Consider the following 17,397-nt stretch of genomic DNA (forward strand, 5'->3'; position numbering starts at 1 on the left):
GCACAGGAAGGGGCCGGTCCACACCAGGTGGACCGGCCCCTTCCGTATGTGCGTCAGCCGCAGGTGGTGCCGTCCTCCGGGACCTTCCCGTCCAGGAAGTAGCCGTCCACCAGCGAGGTCACACAGCCGCCCTCGCCGTAGGCCCCGTGCCCCTCGCCCCGGTTGGTGATCATGATGCCGACGCCCTTGCCCAGCTCGTCCGCCATCCGCCGCGCCCCCTCGTACGGGGTCGCCGGGTCGCCGGTCGTCCCGATGACCAGGATCGGGCCCGCGCCCGGCGCGCTGGTCTCCGGGGTGTCGCGCTCCCCGTCGACCGGCCACCCGGCGCACCAGCCCGCCGTGTCCCAGGCCAGGAACGGCCCGAACACCGGGGAGAGTTCACGGAACTCCGGCACCAGCGCCCGCGCCTCGTCCACCGTGGGGCGGGCCTTGGTGTCGGCGCAGGAGATCGCCCGCTGGGAGTGGGCCTGGGTGTCGTAGCGCCCGTTCTCGTCACGGCCGTTGTACGAGTCGGCGAGGCGGAGCAGACCGTTGCCCGTGCCCTTGTCCTCCGCCTCGTCCAGGGCGGCCGTCAGGGCGGGCCAGCCGGACCGTGAGTAGAGCGGGGTGACGATGCCGGTGATGGCCAGATACTCGGTCAGCTCGCGGCCGGAGGCGGTCGGCAGCGGATTCCCGTCGATCCGGTCCAGCAGCCGGGCGATGCGCTCCGAGCCCGCCTTCGGGTCCTCGCCCCGGTCCTTGAGGTAGTTCTCCAGGGCGCGCTGGAACCCCGTCGCCTGGTTGCGGGCGCGCCCGACGGAGTCGGCCGTCGGGTCGACGACCGCGTCCAGGACGACGCGCCCCACGTTCCCGGGGAAGAGGTGCGCGTACGTCCCGCCCAGCTCCGTACCGTACGAGAAGCCGAGATACGACAGCTTGCCGTCACCGAGGACGTGGCGGATCAGGTCCAGGTCGCGGGCGGCGGCGGACGTGCCGACATACGGGAGGACCTTGCCCGAGCGGCGTTGGCAGCCCGCGCCGAAGTCCGCGCCGTTCTCGATGAACGCCGCCTCCTCGGCCGCTGTGTCCGGCGTCGGGTCGACGCTGTGGAAGGCCCGCTCCTCCTCCTCGTGGGTGCGGCAGTTCACCCCGGAGCTGGCCGCGACCCCGCGCGGATCGAACCCCACCAGGTCGTAGCGGGAGTTGAGCTTCCCGTACGAGGAGGCCGCGCGCGGCAGGAGCTCGACGCCCGAACCGCCGGGGCCGCCGAAGTTGAACAGCAGCGAACCGATCCGGCGGCCCTTGTCGCGGGCCTCCTTGCGGATCAGCGCGATGGAGAGGGTCTCCCCGGACGGCTTCGCGTGGTCCAGAGGCACCTTGACGCTCGCACAGCGCCAGTCGGAGCCGGGGGCGCTGCCGCCGCGCGGTGCCGTGCAGCGCTTCCAGTCGGGGCGCTGGGAGACGAGCTCGGCGGGCAGATCGGGGGAGACCGAGGAGTCACCGGGGCGGCCGTCCGCCCGCTCCGACGGCTCGGGCTCCGTCCTCAGCAGCCCGCAGCCGGCGAGCAGCACGGCCGTCAGCAGCACCGCCCCCGCCCGTACGGCCCCTCGGTGCGCACGCATGATCCGGCTCCTGTCCTCGAGGCCCGGGCCGGTGGTGACGCGGCGGGCGTTCGCGATGTCCCGCCATGCTAATCGGCACCTCTGACAGAGCGTCGGGAACGGGGGCTCAGTGGGGAACGGGGGCGCGGCGGGAACGGGGGCGCGGTGGAAGCGGGGCGGGAACGGGGACGCGGTGGGCCGGTCACTCGCAGACCGTGCCCGACTTCGGCACCGTACCGTTCAGGAGATAGCCGTCGACCGCCCTCTGTACGCACGTGTTCTTGCTGTTGTACGCGCCGTGGCCCTCGCCCTTGTACGTGAGCTCGACGCCCACTCCCGCACCGAGCTGCTCCACCATGGCCTTCGCGCCCGCATATGGAGTCGCTGGGTCACCGGTGTTGCCGATGACCAGGATCGGCGCGGAGCCGGGCGCGCTGACGTCGGGGGTCTCCCAGGCGCCCGCGACCGGCCAGCCGGTGCAGCCCATCAGCCCCCAGCCCAGGTACTCCCCGAACATCGGGGACGCCTTGCGGAAGGCGGGCAGGGCCGCCTTCGTCTGCTCCAGGGTGAAGCGCTGCTTGCTGTCGGCGCAGTTGATCGCGATGTTGGCGGCGTTGGAGTTGTCGTACCGCCCGTCCTCGGAGCGGCCGTTCAGCGAGTCGGCCAGTGCGAGGAGGAGGGCGCCGGAACCGCCCTCGGCCTCGTCCAGGCCCTGTTCCAGCAGCGGCCAGGTCTCCTTGGAGTAGAGCGCGGAGGCGATGCCCGTGGTGGCCAGCGTCTGCGTCAGCGCCCGGTCGCCGAGCCCGTCGATCGGCTCCTTCTCCAGCTGCGCCAGGAGGTCGGCGATCCACTTCTGGACCTCCTCGCCGGTGGAGCCGGGCAGCGCGCACGCGTCGCCCCGGTCCGCGCAGTCCTTCGTGAAGTTGTCGAAGGCGAGCTGGAACCCCTCGGCCTGGCCGAGGGAGGACTGCTCGGAGTTCTTGGTGGGGTCGACCACCGCGTCGAAGACCGCCCGGCCGACCTTGTCCGGGAAGAGGTTGGCGTAGACGCCGCCGAGTTCGGTGCCGTAGGAGATGCCGAAGTAATGCAGCTTGTCGTCGCCCAGGACGGTGCGCATCAGGTCCATGTCGCGCGCGGCGTTCGTGGTGCCCACATAGGGCAGTTCGGGGCCCGAGTTCTTCTTACAGGTGGCGATGAAGTCCTTCTGCCCCTGGACGAACTCCTTTTCCTCCGCCGCGTCGTCCGGTGTGGCGTCCTCCTGGTAGAGGGCGTCCAGCTGGGCGTCGTCCGCGCACCGCACGCCCTCGCTGCGCCCCACCCCGCGCGGGTCGAAGCTCACCAGGTCGTACCGGGTGCGCAGCCGGTCGTAGTCCGCGCCGAAGGCGGGCAGGGTCGCGATGCCGGACGCGCCGGGCCCGCCGAAGTTGAACAGGAGCGAACCGATCCGCCGGTTCTGGTCCTTGGCCTTGCCCCGGATCAGGGCCAGCTCAATCGTCCGGCCGTCCGGCTCCCCGTAATCCAGCGGTACGTCCATGAAGGAGCACTCCCAGACCGTGCCGCCGGGCAGCGGGGAGGGCGACTCGCCCCCGCCCTGCGCCACGTTCGGCGCCGGGCAGGGCGACCAGTCCAGCTCCTGCGAAGCCAGCTCCCGGGAGGTGGCGGTGGGGGAGGCGGTCGAGGCCCCGGAGGGCGTCGAGCTGCCCTCTCCGCCGCCGCCGTCCGAACAGCCGGCCAGGGGCAGCAGCACGGTGGCGGTGGCGGCGAGGGCGGCGGCACGCAGAGCGGGGGAAGTCCTCATGGGCTCCATCGTGCGGCGGGGCGCCGGGGAGCGCGCGGGGCGCGGTCCATGCGGGTGGTGCGCTCCCTCCCGCGGGGGAGCGCACCCGGGTGTGCCCTTCTGCAGGGGGAGTGCACTCGGGCGTGCCCTTCTGCGGGGGAGCGCGCCCGGTTGACCTCCCTCGGGGGGAGCGCCCCCGGTGGCTACAGCTCGCCCTTCCGGGTCAGCTGGTTGAAGCAGATCCACCCCGGCAGCACCGGCAGCCACAGCGTCATCACGCGGTACAGCAGCACCGCCGGTGCCGCGACCTCCATCGGCAGCCCGACCGCGATCAGGCCCAGCGTCAGGGCGCCCTCGACCGCGCCCATCCCGCCCGGGGTGGGCGCCGCCGAGCCGAGCGCGTTGCCCGCGAGGAAGACCACCGCGATGCTCGCGTAGCTCAGCTGGGTCACGTCCGGGCCGCTGAACGCCCGGATCGACGCGTCCAGGCAGAGCACGAACAGACCGGTCAGCAGCAGCATCCCGCCGATCCCGGTGACCAGCTTCTGCGGCCGCTGCACGACGTCCAGCATGCGCGGCACGACCCCGGCGAAGAGCGAGCGCACCCGCGTCACGACGAACTTCCGCAGGAACGGGACGGCCGTCACCACCAGCACCAGCACCGCGACCGTCAGCAGACCGGCGATCACCGTACGGGAGGGGGTCAGCGAGTCCGGGGTCTTCTCCGTACCCGTCAGATAACCGAAGAGGGCCAGCAGCAGGATGTGGCAGCCGAGCCCGAAGAGCTGCGAGGCCCCGACGCTCGCCACGGCAAGACCGGGGCGCACTCCGGCGCGTTGCAGGAAGCGGGTGTTCAGCGCCACGCCCCCGACGGCGGCCGGGGCGACGATCTTCACGAACGAACCCGCCACCTGCGCCTGCACGGTCTTCAGGAACGGCACCCGCTCCGGCACGAAGCCGAGCAGGCTCATCGCCGCCGCCACATAGCTGAGCGCCGAGAAGCCGAGCGCGGCGGCCACCCAGCCCCATTCCGCCTGCTCCACGAGCACCCCGAAGTCGGCCTGGGTGACCTGGGAGATCAGGAAGTACGCGGCGATGGCCCCGGCGATGAAGCTGAAGAGCGTACGGGGCTTGATCCGCTCCAGACGGACCGGCTCGACCGGCGCCTGCGGCCGGATCAGCAGCACCTGGCGGCGGATCTGGGCGAGGAGATCGCCCTCCCGGGCCTCCTCCAGCGCATCGTCCACGGCCCGCTTCTCGGCCTGCTTCTCGTTCCGCAGCGACTTCCGTTCGGCCTTGTGCCCGCTCTTGCCGCCGCTTCTGCCGCCGGTCTTCTGCTCGGACTTCTGCGGGTGCTTCCGCCCGGCCTCCTCCGTCCCGGCGCCCGTGCCCGCGTCCGCCTCCGCCGACCCGTCCTGGGCCCGTGCCTGCTTGGCCGCCCGCGATGCCTCCAGCACCGCTTCGCGCTCCTGCTGCGAACGCTCCCGCGCGATCCGGCGCAGCGTGGCCCGGGAGGAGCGGCTCAGGGCGATCGGCTGAAGCAGCGGCAGACAGTCCGCGACGGCGTCCGGACCGAGCACGGCCAGGGCGCCGGAGACCGAGCGCTCGGCCCCCACGCGCAGCCCCAGGGTGGTCAGCAGCTGGGCCACGTCCATCCGCAGCACCAGGTCACCGGCGGCGATCTCACCGCCGCGCAGATCCGTCACGAACACCTTGCCGGAACGATCCACCAGCAGTGCGTCACCGGTCAGCCTGCGGTGCGCGATCCGGCGCGACTGGAGCGCCTTCACCTGGTGCCAGGCGCCGCGCACCAGCTCGTCGGTGATCTCCTCGTCCTCCATCTGGTCCAGCGACCGGCCGCCGATGTGCTCGTAGACGAGCATCACCGCGTCCGGTCCGAGCTCGGAGGTGGCGATCAGCTTGGGCGCGTTCGCCCCGGCGGCGATGGCCGCGTACGCGAGCAGCGCCTCCTGCTCCAGCGCCTGCCGCAGCGACTGGATGGAGCGGCGCTGGGTGAGCGTACGCAGCGTCAGCCGCCGCCAGGCCCGGTAGAAGAACCCCTGGGCCTGCTGCTCCCGGTCGACGACCGTCACGTCCAGCGGCGGCCCGTCCTCCAGGGTGACCAGATACCGCCGCCCCCGGTCGCTCTGGTCGGCGTTGTCCGGCACGTCCTCGGTGCGCATCGCGGCGACCGGGCGGAAGCCGACGTGCCGCAGCCCCGCCATCAGATGCTGGCCGGTGGGGCGGACGTTCGGGGAGCCGACCGCGTACAGCGTCCCGTACGCCACCGTCCAGCCGATCAGGACCGTCAGGATGATCGAGAACGGGGTGGTGTAGCCGCCGACGAGCATCGCGAACGCGTCGAGCAGCAGCACCGCCCAGAGCACGACCCGCCAGCGCGGCCGTCTCGCCATCCCGACCGCCGTCATGTACGCGATCACCGGGGCGAGGTAGCCGTGCACGGGGTCGGTCAGCCCGTCGCCCGGCTGCGGCTGGGTCAGCGCCTCCTGGATGGTGCCGGGCGCGGACCGTGAGACCCAGAGGTCCGTGGCGAGGGTCACGCCGTGGGCGAGCACGGCGGCGAGCACACCGTCGGCGATGCGCAGTCCGTCCCGCTTGATCAGCCGCTCGATGGCGAAGGCGACCGGCACGAGCAGCACGGCGATGCTGGAGACCAGACCGGCCATCTTGATCAGCAGGTCGGGCGCCTGTTCGGTGCCCTTGGAGATGTCGTCCTCGAGGCCCGTGGTGGTGCCCTGGGCGAACGCGGCGATCGCGAACAGCACGGCGATCGCGGCGACGCCGATGAGCAGCCGCATCAGGTCGGAGGGGCGGTGCACCCGGGCGGGGAGCAGCGGTTCGTCGCCGGAGACCCGGTCGGTCAGGGCGGCCTCGGCCGAGGCGAGCGTCGAGCCGGTGAGATGGCCGCTGGTGGCGGCGGTGGGACCGTCGGCACGGAGTACGACGGCGGGGTCCGCGGCCCTGTCCGGGCGCTCTCCGGCGGGCTCGGGAGCCGAGGGCTGTCCGGTGGGGGCGGCGGGCTCGGGAGCCGGGGGCTGTCCGGAGGGGGCGGCGGGCTCGGGAGCCGGGTGCTGCACGGCGTGCTCCGGTGCACTCTCCGCGCGCTTCCCGGTGGGCTCCGGCGCGCTCGACGGGCGCTCTCCGGCATCGGAGGCGTCCGCCGCCTTCGGTGGCTGCACGCCCTGCTCCTTCGTCGCCTCTGGTTCGTCTTCGTGATCTCGTATCACCGGTCACCGCCCGGATGATGGTGGCACGGCCCGTGGACGGAGCGGGGCATCAGGGTGCATCGCACGGGCGCGGGATGCGCAACATACGCCCCTTTGCACCTGTGCGCACGCTCGGTGCCCGTACGCACACGGTTTCGGCCGCGCTGTCGGTGGCGTACGGCAGGATGGGGCGGATGAGCCAGGACGAGACGGGCGGGGGCGGGCCCGGAGCCGCCCCGGCCGGCGACGGAGGACCGCCGGCCGGAACGCGGGACGGCATGCGGGACGAGATCCCGGACGAGGTGCCGGGCGACCTCCAGGACCGGCTGCCGGAGTACGCGGAGCGGGTCCTCGATGTGGCCGACCTCATCCCGCCGGGCCGGGTCATGACGTACGGCGATGTCGCGGAGTGGCTGGGCGACGGCGGGCCCCGGCAAGTCGGCCGGGTCATGGCGCTGTACGGCTCCGCCGTGCCGTGGTGGCGGGTCGTGCGGGCCGACGGGACGCTGCTGCCGGGCCATGAGCTCCAGGCCCTGGACCACTACCGCGCGGAGGGCACCCCGCTGCGCGAGGCGTCGCGCCAGGCGGACGGGCACCTTCCGCGCCTCGACATGCGCCGGGCGCGCTGGGACGGCGGCGGGGGCGGTGACGACGGTCGGGGTGACAGCCGGGGTGACAGCCCGAGCGGGGGCCGGGGCGGCGGTCAGGGCGAGGAAACTCACACCTGACCGCTCGCGCCGGAGACCGTGCCCGGTCGCGTGGCGCGGTCCGGTACGTCCGGTACATCCCGTACGTGACGAGGGACGCACCGCACCCGCCTCCTCCCGCGCCCCCACTGGCGTAGCGTCGTCACCGCGCACCGCGCGTGCCCCTCTCCTCGTTCCTCATGACCTCTTCGGTCCGTATGTATGGCCTGTACGACCCGTAATCCCACCAGGACCGGCGATCCACGTGAGCTCCTCCTCTTCCACCCGGCACAGTCCGCACCGTGAGTCACGGCCGCGGACCACGGGCGCGTACCGCCTGGTGCGCACTCCGCCGGGTTCCGTGGAGCCTCCTCTCCTGGACGCAGGCCAGCGCGCTGTGGTTGATCACGCCGAAGGACCGCTGCTCGTCCTGGCGGGTCCCGGCACCGGCAAGACCACCACCCTCGTGGAGTCCGTCGCGGCCCGGGTGAACCGGGGCGCCGACCCCGCCCGCATCCTCGTCCTCACCTTCAGCCGCAAGGCCGCCGTCGAACTGCGCGACCGGATGGCGGCCCGGCTCGGCGCGGCGCGCGGTCCGCAGGCCACCACCTTCCATTCGTACTGCTACGCACTGGTCCGCGCCCACCAGGACGCCGACCTCTTCGCCGATCCGCTGCGCCTGCTCTCCGGGCCCGAGCAGGACGTCACCGTCCGCGAGCTCCTCGCGGGCCAGCTCGACCTGGAGAAGGAGGGCCTGGCCCACGTCCGCTGGCCCGACGAGCTGCGCGCCTGCCTGACCACCCGGGGCTTCGCCGACGAGGTGCGCGCCGTGCTCGCCCGCAGCCGTGAACTGGGGCTCGCCCCGGACGCGCTCGCCGCCTTCGCCCGCCGCACGGGCCGCCCGGACTGGAGCGCGGCGGCCCAGTTCCTCGCCGAGTACCTCGACGTGCTCGACGCCCAGGGCGTCCTGGACTACGCGGAGCTGGTCCACCGCGCGGTCCTGCTCGCGGAGCGGCCCGAGGTCTCGGCGCGGCTGGCCGGGGCGTACGACGCGGTGTACGTCGACGAGTACCAGGACACCGACCCGGCGCAGGTGCGCCTGCTGCACGCGCTGGCCGGGAACCGGGTGGGCGGTGCCCGGGGCCGGGTGCGCGACGCGGGCGGCGGCCGGGTGCGCGGGGCGCACGCCGGGGGCGGGCGTCATGCGCGGGGCGCCGGGGGCGGGCGCACGCTGGTGGCCTTCGGCGACCCGGACCAGTCGATCTACACGTTCCGGGGCGCCGATGTGAACGGCATCCTCGACTTCCCCGACACCTTCCGGCGGGCCGACGGGGGCCCCGCGCCCGTCGGGGTCCTCACCACCTCGCGGCGCTCCGGCACCGAGCTCCTCGCGGCGACCCGGCTGCTCACCCGCCGCATGCCGCTGACCCGGCTGCCCGGCGACGCGGTCCGCGCCCACCGTGAGCTGCACGCCCTCCGGGAGGGCGGCCGGGTGGAGGCGTACACCTACCCGACCGCCCCCACCGAGCTGGACAACATCGCGGACCTGCTGCGCCGCGCCCATCTGGAGGACGGGGTTCCGTGGCGGGAGATGGCCGTGCTGGTACGGGCCGGAGGCCGCTCGCTGCCCGCCGTCCGCCGCGCCCTCACCTCGGCGGGCGTCCCCCTGGAGGTGGACGGCGACGACCTCCCGCTCCGCCACGAACCGGCCGTCGCCCCGCTGCTGACGGCCCTGCGGACAGTGGCGACGGCGGCGCTGCACACGGCCCGGGCCGACGAGGAGAGCTCGGGCCGACCCGACAAGAAGCAGGCCGGGGGACAGAGCGAGGAACAGGCAGAGAGGCTCGGCGAGGAGCAGGCCGGGGAACAGGCAGAGGGACAGGGCGAGGAACAGACCGAGGGGCCCGGCCAGGAACAGGCAGAGAGGCCCGGTGAGGAGCAGGCCGAGGAACAGAACGGGGAACAGCCCGAGAGGCCCGGCCAGGAGCAGCCCGAGAACGTCACCGCCCCCTGGCTCGGCACCGAGACCGCCCTCACCCTCCTCACCTCCCCCCTCGGCTCCATGGACGCCGCCGACCTGCGCCGCCTCGGCCGGGCCCTGCGCGACGAGGAGCGCGCCGCGGGCATCCGGGTCCCCGCCCCCTCCGACGAGCTGCTGGCCCGTGCGCTGGCCGAGCCCGAGCGGCTGGTCACGCACGACCCGGCGTACGCCCATGGCGCGCAGCGTCTCGGCGCGCTCCTGCGCAAGGCGCGCGAGCTCCTGGAAGGCGGCGGGACCGCCGAGGAGGCCCTGTGGACCCTGTGGAACGGCACCTCCTGGCCGGGCAGGCTGGAGCGGGCCGCGCTGCGCGGCGGGGCGGGCGGGCGCAACGCCGACCGGGATCTCGACGCGGTGTGCGCCCTCTTCGAGACGGCGGCGCGCGCCGAGGAGCGCATCGGGGGGCGCGGGGCGCTCAACTTCCTGGAGGAGGTCGACGCCCAGGACATCGCCGCCGACACCCTCTCCCGGCGGACCGCCCGCCCCGACGCCGTACGCCTGATGACCGCCCACCGCTCCAAGGGCCTGGAGTGGCGGCTCGTCGTCGTCGCCGGGGTGCAGGAGGGGCTCTGGCCCGACCTGCGCCGCCGGGGCTCCCTCCTGGAGGCGGACCGGATCGGGCGCGACGGGCTCGCCGAACCCCTCACGCCCGGCGCCCTCCTCGCCGAGGAGCGCCGCCTCTTCTACGTCGCCGCCACCCGTGCCCGCGAGCGCCTGGTGGTCACCGCCGTGAAGGCCCCCGCCGACGACGGCGACCAGCCCTCCCGGTTCCTCACCGAACTGGGCGTCGAACCCCGCGATGTCACCGGCCGCCCGCGCCGCCCCCTCGCCGTCGCCGCGCTCGTCGCGGAGCTGCGGGCCACCACCGTCGACCCGGCCGCCTCCGAGGCCCTGCGCGACGCCGCCGCCCACCGCCTCGCCCGGCTCGCCGCGCTCACCGACGACGAGGGCCAGCCGCTCGTGCCCGCCGCCCACCCGTCCCGCTGGTGGGGCCTGGACGAGCCCACCCGCTCGGCCGTCCCGCTCCGCGACCGCGACGAGCCCGTCTCCCTCTCGCCCTCCGCGCTGGAGCAGCTCGCCGGAACCTGCGCCCTCCAGTGGTTCCTGGGCCGCGAGGTGAAGGCCGATGCCCCGGCCACCGCCGCCCAGGGGTTCGGCAACGTCGTCCACGTACTCGCCGACGAGGTCGCCTCGAGCCGGACGCCCGCCGATCTCGACGTCCTCCTGGAGCGCCTGGACTCCGTCTGGGACGGCCTCGCCTTCGACGCCCCCTGGAAGTCCGAGCAGGAGAAGGACCACGCCCGCGCCGCCCTGGAACGCTTCCTCAAGTGGCACGTCCTGGACCGGGGCGGCCGTACCCCCGCCGCGAGCGAGCACGGCTTCGACGTGACCCTGGAGGCGGGCGCGTACGCCGTCCGTATCCAGGGCTCGATGGACCGGGTGGAGAAGGACACCGAAGGAAGGGCGTACGTCGTCGACTTCAAGACCGGCAAGAGCGCGCCCACCAAGAAGGAGGTGGCCGCCCACCCCCAGCTCGCCGTCTACCAGCTGGCGGTCCGCGAGGGCGCGGTCGACGAGGTCTTCGACGGCAGGCGGCCCGAACCCGGGGGCGCCGAACTCGTCCAGCTCCGCCAGCCCGCCCCCGTGAAGGAGGGCGGCGACGCCCTCCCCAAGGTCCAGGCACAGGAACCACTGGCGGGGGAGTGGGTCGCCGATCTGCTCGCCACCGCCGCGGGGAAGGTCCTGGACGAACGGTTCACGCCCACCACCGGCACCCACTGCGCCCAGTGCGCCTTCCGCGCCTCGTGCAGCGCGCAGCCGGAGGGGCGGCAGGTGGTGGAGTAGGGCCGCCGGTCAGGGCTTCCGCGGGCATCGGGGCGGGGCGTCGGCGGTGTGGGCCGCATCCCGTTCGTACCGGGTTGTCAGTGGGCCCGGTTACCGTTTCTCACGTGTCTCCACGCATCACCGATCCCGAGCAGCTCAAGGAGCTCCTCGGCATCCCCTTCACCCCGGAGCAGACGGCCTGCATCACCGCGCCGCCCGCCCCGCAGGTGATCGTGGCCGGAGCCGGGTCGGGGAAGACCACGGTGATGGCCGCACGGGTGGTGTGGCTCGTCGGCACCGGCCAGGTCGCACCGGAGCAGGTCCTCGGCCTCACCTTCACCAACAAGGCGGCGGGCGAGCTCGCCGAGCGGGTCCGCAAGGCGCTGATCGCCGCCGGGGTCACCGACCCCGAGGTCATCGACCCGGACCACCCGCCGGGCGAGCCCACGATCTCCACGTACCACGCGTTCGCCGGCCGCCTCCTCACCGAGCACGGCCTCCGCATCGGACTGGAGCCCTCCACCCGCCTCCTCGCCGACGCCACCCGCTACCAGCTCGCGGCCAAGGTGCTGCGCGAGGCCCCGGGCCCGTATCCGGCGCTCACCCGCTCCTTCTCCACCCTCGTCAGCGACCTCCTGGCGCTCGACGGCGAGCTGTCCGAGCACCTCGTGCCCCCCGGCAGGCTGGCGGCGTACGACACCGAGCTGCTGCGCGCCCTGGAGCACGTCCGGCTCAGCAACGAGGACCTGCGCAAGATCCCCGAGACCGCCGAGGCCCGCCGCTCCCTCCTCGGCCTCACCGAGCGCTACCGGGCCGCCAAGCGGAGCCGGGACCTCCTGGACTTCGGCGACCAGATCGCCCTCTCCGCCGAGCTGGCCCTGACCCGGCCCGAGGTGGGGGCGATCCTGCGGGACGAGTTCCGGGTGGTGCTGCTCGACGAGTACCAGGACACGTCGGTGGCCCAGCGGCTGCTGCTCTCGGCGCTGTTCGGGAGCGGCAGTGGGAGTGGCAGCGGCAGTGGGAGTGGGAGTGGGAACGGCAGCGGTACGGAGCCGGGGGCGCCCGGGACGTCCGGCGCGCCCACCCCCGGCTCCGGCACGGCCGTCGACGGGACCCGGCCGACCGGGCCCACCGGCCACGCGGTGACCGCCGTGGGCGACCCCTGCCAGGCGATCTACGGCTGGCGCGGCGCCTCCGTGGCCAACCTCGACGACTTCCCCGAGCACTTCCCGCACGCCGACGGCACCCCCGCCACCCGCTTCAGCCTCAGCGAGAACCGGCGCAGCGGCGGCCGGCTCCTCCAGCTCGCCAACGGCCTCGCGGAGCCCCTGCGCGCGATGCACGAGGGCGTGGAGGCGCTGCGCCCCGCCCCGGGCGCCGAGCGGGACGGCGTGGTCCGCTGCGCCCTGCTGACCACCCACACCGAAGAGATCGACTGGCTCGCGGACTCCCTCGCCCATCTCGTCCGCACCGGCACCCCGCCCGGTGAGATCGCCGTCCTGTGCCGCACCGCCGGGGACTTCCCCGCGATCCAGGCGGCCCTGGTCGCCCGGGGCATCCCGGTCGAGGTGGTCGGCCTCGCCGGGCTGCTGCACCTGCCGGAGGTGGCCGACCTGGTCGCCGTCTGCGAGGTCCTCCAGGACCCGGGCGCCAACGCGTCCCTGGTTCGCCTCCTCACCGGACCGCGCTGGCGCATCGGCCCCCGCGACCTCGCCCTCCTCGGCCGCCGGGCCCGCCTCCTCGTCCACCGGACCGCCCAGGGGGACGACGCCGACCCGGACCGGCGGCTGGCGGAGGCCGTCGAGGGCACCGACCCGGCCGAGGTGATATCGCTCGCGGACGCCCTGGACACCTTCCTCATCGCGGGGGACACGGCGGACGACGGGCTGCCGTTCTCGGCGGAGGCCCGCGTCCGCTTCGCCCGGCTCGCCCGCGAGCTGCGCGACCTGCGCCGCTCGCTCGCGGACCCCCTGATGGACGTCCTGCACCGGGTCCTGGCCACCACCGGCCTGGAGGTCGAGCTGTCCGCGTCCCCGCAGGCGCTGGCCGCCCGCCGCCGCGAGACCCTCGCCAACTTCCTGGACGTGGCGGCCCGGTTCGCCGCCCTGGACGGCGAGGCGTCCCTGCTCGCCTTCCTCGGCTTCCTGCGGACCGCCGCGCAGTACGAGAAGGGGCTCGACAACGCGCTGCCCGGCGGCGAGAACACCGTCAAGGTCCTCACCGCCCACAAGTCCAAGGGCCTGGAGTGGGACGTGGTCGCCGTGCCCGGCCTGGTCACCGGCCAGTTCCCCAGCGGCCAGTCCCGGGACGCCTGGACCGCCCAGGCCAAGGTGCTCCCGCACGCCCTGCGCGGCGACGCGGCCACCCTCCCGGCCCTGGACGCCTCCGACGGGCTGAACGCCAGGGGCGTCAAGGCGTTCAAGGAGGAGATGAAGGAGCACCAGCACACGGAGGAGCTGCGCCTGGGGTACGTCACCTTCACCCGCCCCCGCTGCCTGCTCCTCGGCTCCGGCCACTGGTGGGGCCCGTCCCAGAAGAAGACGCGCGGCCCGTCCGCCTTCCTGGAGGCGCTGTACGAGCACTGCGCGGCGGGCCACGGCGAGATCGAGGTCTGGGCGGACAAGCCCGCCGAGGACGAGGAGAACCCGGCCCTCGCGGCACCCGAAACGGACCTGGCCTGGCCGCTCCCGCTCGACGCCACGGCCCTCACCCGCCGCCGCGCCGCCCGGGACACGGTGCTGGCCCACCTGGAGAGCCTGGCCGTCCACGGGGACGAGCGGCCACCGGCGCACGGGCCCGGACCCGACGGCGTACCGCCTCATGACGCGGCCCACGAGGACGAGCCGCCTCTCGAGGAGGCACCGTTCGACGAGGGCTGGGACTGGGACGCGCTCCCCACCGAACGCCCCGCGGAAACCGTTCCGGACACGGCCCCGGAGCCCGTACGGGGGTCGGCACCGGAGGCACCCCCGAGCGAGCCCCCGCACATCCCCGCCGCCCGCCACCCCCAGGAAGAACCGCAGGACCGGCCCCAGGAAGAACCGGCGGACCGGCTCACCCCCGAGGAGGCCCGCACCCTCGCCTCCTGGGACCGGGATCTCGACGCCCTCGCCGGGGAGCTCCGCCGCGCCCGCGCCACCGTGCACGACGTCCTCGTGCCCGCCTCGCTCTCCGCCACCCAGCTGCTGCGCCTGGCCGAGGACCCCGACGCGTTCGCCAAGGAGCTGGCCCGGCCCATGCCCCGGCCGCCGCAGCCCGCCGCCCGCCGGGGCACCCGGTTCCACGCCTGGGTGGAGTCCCGGTACGAGGAGCTGCCGCTGCCCATGCTCGGCCCCGACGAGCTGCCCGGGGGCGACGGGAGCGACGCGGAGATCGCCGACGAGCGCGACCTCGCCGAACTGAAGGAGGCGTTCGAGCGCACCACGTACGCCCGGCGCACGCCGTACCGGGTGGAGACCCCGTTCCAGATCACCCTGGCCGGCCGGGTGATCCGGGGCCGTATCGACGCCGTCTACCGCACGGGGGACCGTTACGAGATCGTCGACTGGAAGACCACCCGCCACCGCACCGCCGACCCCCTCCAGCTCGCCGTCTACCGCCTCGCCTGGGCCGAGCTGCACGACCTGCCGCTCTCCGCCGTCACCGCCACCTTCCTTTACGTACGCAGCGGGGAGACCGTCCACCCGCAGGGGCTGCCGGGCCGGGCCGAGCTGGAGCGCATCCTGCTGGACGAGCCGGTCCCCGGGGACGGATAGGCTCAAGAGCATGAGCGAGACCCCGGACAGCGCCGTCCGTACGTACACCGAACAGCACCGCGCAGCCTTCCTCGACGACCTCGCCGAGTGGCTGCGCATCCCGTCCGTGTCCGCGCAGCCGGAGCACGACGGGGACGTACGGCGCAGCGCCGAGTGGCTGGCCGCCAAGCTCAAGGAGACCGGCTTCCCGGTCGCCGAGGTCTGGGAGACCCCCGGCGCCCCGGCGGTCTTCGCCGAGTGGCCCAGCGACGACCTGGGCGCCCCGACCGTGCTGGTCTACGGCCACCACGACGTGCAGCCCGCCGCCCGCGAGGACGGCTGGACCACCGACCCGTTCGAGCCGGTGGTCCGCGACGGCCGGATGTACGGGCGCGGGGCGGCCGACGACAAGGGCCAGGTGTTCTTCCACACCCTCGGCGTCCGGGCCCACCTCGCGGCGACCGGCCGCACCGCCCCCGCCGTCCACCTCAAGCTGCTGATCGAGGGCGAGGAGGAGTCGGGCTCCCTGAACTTCCGCGCCCTGGCCGAGCAGCACGCCGACCGCCTCGCCGCCGACGCCGTGATCGTCTCCGACACCGGCATGTGGGACGAGGAGACCCCGACCGTCTGCACCGGCATGCGCGGCCTCGTGGAGTGCGAGATCGAGCTGTACGGCCCCGACCAGGACATCCACTCCGGATCGTTCGGGGGAGCCGTCCCCAACCCGGCCACCGAGATCGCCCGCCTGGTCGCCGCCCTCCACGACGAGGACGGCAAGGTCGCGATCCCCGGCTTCCATGAAGGCGTCACCGACCTCACCGACACCGAGCGGGCCCTCTTCGCCGAGCTGCCCTTCGACGAGGCGACCTGGCTGCGTACGGCGAAGTCGCGGGCGGCCTCGGGCGAGGCCGGGTACTCCACGCTGGAGCGCGTCTGGGCCCGCCCCACCGCCGAGGTCAACGGCATCGGCGGCGGCTACCAGGGCGCCGGAAGCAAGACGGTCATCCCGTCCTCCGCGATGGTGAAGATCAGCTTCCGCCTGGTCGACGAACAGGACCCCGACCGCGTGGCGGAAGCCGTCCGCGCCTGGGTCGCCTCCCGCGTTCCGGCGGGCGTCCGGCACCGGATCACGTTCCAGCCCGCCACCCGCCCCTGTCTGACCCCGCTGGACCACCCGGCGCTCCAGGCGGTGGTCCGCGCGATGGGCCGCGCCTTCGGCAAGAAGATCCTCTTCACCCGCGAGGGAGGCTCGGGCCCGGCCGCCGACCTCAGGGACGTGCTCGGTGCCCCCGTCCTCTTCCTCGGCATCTCCGTACCCTCCGACGGCTGGCACGCCCCCGACGAGAAGGTCGAGCTCGGCCTGCTGATGAAGGGCGTGGAGACGACCGCGTACCTGTGGGACGAGATGGCCGCGGCGCTCGGCCGATGAACCCGGCCCCACCTCCGCACACCCGATCCGCCCAGGGGGAGTAGAAAGCACCTGTGAGCACCTTCGACAACGCCACCGCAGACCGCCCGATCGGCCTCACCGCGCCCAGCGGTATCGACCGCGCGGCGCACCACCGCCTCGACGAGGCGTGGCTGGCCGCGGCGTGGAGCCACCCGACGACCCGCGTCTTCGTCGTCTCCGGCGGGCAGGTGCTGATCGACGACACCCCCGAGGGCGGCACCGAGATCGTGATGACCCCGGCCTTCGAGGCCCCGGTCACCGAGACCCACCGGTATTTTCTGGGCACCGACGAGGAGGGCGTCAGCTACTTCGCGCTCCAGAAGGACGCGCTGCCCGGCCGCATGGACCAGTCCGCCCGCCCGGCCGGACTGCGCGAGGCGGGCCTGCTGCTCGGCCCCCGCGACGCGGGCCTGATGGTGCACGCGGTCGCCCTGGAGAACTGGCAGCGCCTGCACCGCTTCTGCTCCCGCTGCGGCGAGCGCACCGTCATCGCGGCGGCCGGGCACATCCGCCGCTGCCAGGCGTGCGGCGCCGAGCACTACCCGCGCACCGACCCGGCCGTCATCATGCTCGTCACCGACGACCAGGACCGCGCGCTGCTGGGCCGCCAGGTGCACTGGCCCGAGGGCCGCTTCTCCACGCTCGCCGGGTTCGTCGAGCCGGGGGAGTCCATCGAGCAGTCCGTGGTCCGCGAGGTGTACGAGGAGGCGGGCATCACCGTCGGCGAGGTCGAGTACGTCGCCAGCCAGCCGTGGCCCTTCCCCTCCAGCCTGATGCTGGGCTTCATGGCCCGGGCGACCTCGTCGGAGATCGACGTCGACGGCGAGGAGATCGAGGAGGCCCGCTGGTTCTCCCGCGAGGACCTCACAGCGGCCTTCGAGTCCGGCGAGGTCATGCCCCCGTTCGGCATCTCGATCGCCGCCCGTCTGATCGAGCTCTGGTACGGGAAGCCGCTGCCGAGGCCGGGCAGCTTCAACCGGACGAACTGAAGCAGCTTCGGCCGGACGGACCGAACGGGAAACACCTCTGCCCCCGGCGGATGCCGGGGGCAGAGGTGGAGGCCCAGCGAGCCGAGTGGAGC

At 74.1% G+C, this 17,397-nt stretch carries 8 protein-coding genes; 5 read left to right on the forward strand and 3 right to left on the reverse strand.

All coding sequences use genetic code 11. The features are described from left to right. Positions 1 to 53: 53 nt before the first annotated feature. From B7C62_24710 to B7C62_24720, 3 genes are all read right to left on the reverse strand, one after another. Positions 54 to 1,601 (reverse strand): peptidase, encoded by a 1,548-nt coding sequence (locus B7C62_24710; GenBank protein ARF75085.1) that lies wholly within the window; start codon positions 1,599 to 1,601, stop codon positions 54 to 56. Between the two features lie 181 nt (positions 1,602 to 1,782). Then, positions 1,783 to 3,378 carry a peptidase gene (locus B7C62_24715; GenBank protein ID ARF75086.1) on the reverse strand — a complete coding sequence of 532 codons (1,596 nt, stop codon included), beginning with the start codon at positions 3,376 to 3,378 and terminating at the stop codon, positions 1,783 to 1,785. Positions 3,379 to 3,560: 182 nt separating this feature from the next. Then, the gene (locus tag B7C62_24720) at positions 3,561 to 6,455 is read right to left on the reverse strand and encodes a hypothetical protein (GenBank protein ARF77360.1); all 2,895 of its coding nucleotides are present in this window, start codon (positions 6,453 to 6,455) and stop codon (positions 3,561 to 3,563) included. 323 nt (positions 6,456 to 6,778) lie between these two features. Here B7C62_24720 and B7C62_24725 point away from each other — a divergent pair, with 323 nt between their 5' ends. The 5 genes from B7C62_24725 (at position 6,779) to B7C62_24745 (ending at position 17,305) form a co-directional block, all read left to right on the forward strand. Next, positions 6,779 to 7,312, forward strand: coding sequence for a cysteine methyltransferase (locus B7C62_24725; GenBank protein ARF75087.1), 534 nt, complete (start codon positions 6,779 to 6,781; stop codon positions 7,310 to 7,312). A 223-nt stretch (positions 7,313 to 7,535) separates the two neighbouring features. Next, entirely contained in the window at positions 7,536 to 11,153 is a 3,618-nt protein-coding gene (locus B7C62_24730) for a DNA helicase UvrD (protein ID ARF75088.1), read from the forward strand. Positions 11,154 to 11,257: 104 nt separating this feature from the next. Next, complete coding sequence (locus tag B7C62_24735) at positions 11,258 to 14,887, forward strand: ATP-dependent DNA helicase (GenBank protein ARF75089.1); 3,630 nt, start codon at positions 11,258 to 11,260, stop codon at positions 14,885 to 14,887. 10 nt (positions 14,888 to 14,897) lie between these two features. Further along, positions 14,898 to 16,295: a peptidase M20 gene (locus tag B7C62_24740; GenBank protein ARF75090.1), complete on the forward strand. Its 1,398-nt coding sequence runs from the start codon at positions 14,898 to 14,900 to the stop codon at positions 16,293 to 16,295. A gap of 53 nt (positions 16,296 to 16,348) precedes the next feature. Continuing rightward, the gene (locus B7C62_24745) at positions 16,349 to 17,305 is read left to right on the forward strand and encodes an NADH pyrophosphatase (protein ARF75091.1); all 957 of its coding nucleotides are present in this window, start codon (positions 16,349 to 16,351) and stop codon (positions 17,303 to 17,305) included. Positions 17,306 to 17,397 lie beyond the last annotated feature (92 nt).

Source organism: Kitasatospora albolonga (assembly GCA_002082585.1).
GTDB lineage: Bacteria > Actinomycetota > Actinomycetes > Streptomycetales > Streptomycetaceae > Streptomyces > Streptomyces stephensoniae.

Coding starts and splice junctions, on each gene's coding strand:
- B7C62_24725 (ARF75087.1), top strand. CDS start 6,779: ATGAGCCAGGACGAGACGGGCGGGGGCGGGCCCGGAGCCGCCCCGGCC.
- B7C62_24740 (ARF75090.1), top strand. CDS start 14,898: ATGAGCGAGACCCCGGACAGCGCCGTCCGTACGTACACCGAACAGCAC.
- B7C62_24715 (ARF75086.1), bottom strand. CDS start 3,378: ATGAGGACTTCCCCCGCTCTGCGTGCCGCCGCCCTCGCCGCCACCGCC.
- B7C62_24710 (ARF75085.1), bottom strand. CDS start 1,601: ATGCGTGCGCACCGAGGGGCCGTACGGGCGGGGGCGGTGCTGCTGACG.